At 32.8% G+C, this 1,620-nt stretch carries 3 protein-coding genes; all 3 read left to right on the top strand.

The features are described from left to right. A partial coding sequence (locus BM100_RS23455; protein WP_217648220.1) for a hypothetical protein occupies positions 1-180 on the top strand: 180 nt, incomplete at its 5' end. A gap of 90 nt (positions 181-270) precedes the next feature. Beyond that, on the top strand, positions 271-639 hold the full coding sequence (locus tag BM100_RS22365) for a type VI secretion system tube protein Hcp (RefSeq protein WP_092515011.1): 369 nt from the start codon (positions 271-273) through the stop codon (positions 637-639). Between the two features lie 54 nt (positions 640-693). Next, complete coding sequence (locus BM100_RS22360) at positions 694-1,230, top strand: hypothetical protein (protein WP_092515009.1); 537 nt, start codon at positions 694-696, stop codon at positions 1,228-1,230. The last annotated feature ends 390 nt before the right edge of the window (positions 1,231-1,620 follow it).

Genomic DNA, 1,620 nt, shown 5'->3' with positions numbered 1-1,620 from the left:
GCCATCGTGCTTGTGACCGCTTTCAGTGCCAAATTCTTTTTTGGCCAAGCGGTTGATCGGAACTTCGATGCGATGCTAAGTACTTATAATCAGGTTGGAGAGTTAAGAAAACAAATTGGTGCATTGGAACACAAATTTAATCAACCATCCGATAATTCCGAAAGATTAAAGAAAAAATAGTTATTAACTATATTGTTACGTATGTTTTTATTGCCTATTTTTAAATAAAATGGCTTACTTGGAATTCATTAACAACAAAGAGGAAATACAATGCAATATACTACTTACATGGAAATCTTAGGGGCAGAACAAGGATTGCTATCGAAAAACTGTTCAGGCAATGATGCTCACAAAGATAAAATACAGCTACACTCCCTTGAGTTATCAAAAGGCATTGATGGCCTTAATGATATAGAAAAAATAATTTTTGAAAAAAACGTAGATGGTGCATCACCTTTGTTACTTAATGCCATCGATAAAAATGAGCATTTAGAATTAACAGTATTTCAGTGCATTGATGACAAAATAACCCATGAATTTAAATTTGATAATGCCTTAATAGAAAAGATAAATACTATTTTTTCATATGAGAATAAAAAATCACCTTATGAGAAAATACAAATAAAACTAAAGGGATAATTATAGTAATTATGGTTTACAAAAAAATACTGTCGCCCATAAAAAAGAAAAATCATGAACATAAAAAATAACAACGCTTATTTATTAAGCAAACTATCACAAAAAGAAACTCAATCTTTAAAAGATGCATATGAAAGGGATATTTTGCATTTAAAAAGCGAATACGAGAAGGAAAATAAAGTTTTAAAAAAAGCATATGAGAAGGAGATTAAAACCTTAAAAGATAGTCATGAAAAAAAAATCAAATCATCAAAAGGTTGGAATGAAGAGGAAATACAATATCTAAATATAGCATACGAGAAAGAAATCAAATCAATGGAAGGATACAATGAATGGCTTAGTGACTTACTTCATTGGGATGTAAAGACAATTTTTGCATCAAACGCTATATTGATATCCCTTTATTTTTTAACAATATATCTATCTAATAACAGCCCATTGCTGATGCTTTGTATTTTCGCTTTCATGTATTTTTTGGTTTCTTCTTTTACTTCCTTTATAACATCATTAGATAAAAAAATAAGCTATTACCTATACTTGAAAGCGAAAGTTATTTACTTTTTCGGCTATTTTAATTCTCATCATCATTAAAAAGATAATCATCAATAAGATGATAATTATCTAGCAGTAAAAAACCCTTAATTGATGCATTGGCAACTTTATAAGCAAGCATAGGGTCGCTAGTAAGTGAAAATTTTCTTTTAAGATCAGACGCTGCCCACCTAAATAACCTAACACCTTTTGTAAGCATCCCTCTAAACCGGACCATTTACTTTTAGAGATCTTCCGACATACTGATTATGTCCCTTGAGGAGATCACCATGCGTAAAGCCCGATTCACCGAACACCAGATTATCGCCGTTCTGAAATCCGTCGAAGCCGGCCGCACTGGCGTTACCAGAAGCGCTTAATCAGAGCGGGTCCATTGATTTTATGCACGATGCGCGGGTGTGTGGCAGACGCTTCCGGACCTTCAACGTG

Source organism: Xenorhabdus mauleonii, assembly GCF_900113945.1.
Lineage (GTDB): Bacteria > Pseudomonadota > Gammaproteobacteria > Enterobacterales > Enterobacteriaceae > Xenorhabdus > Xenorhabdus mauleonii.
This window is presented reverse-complemented; position numbering and strand designations above follow the sequence as displayed.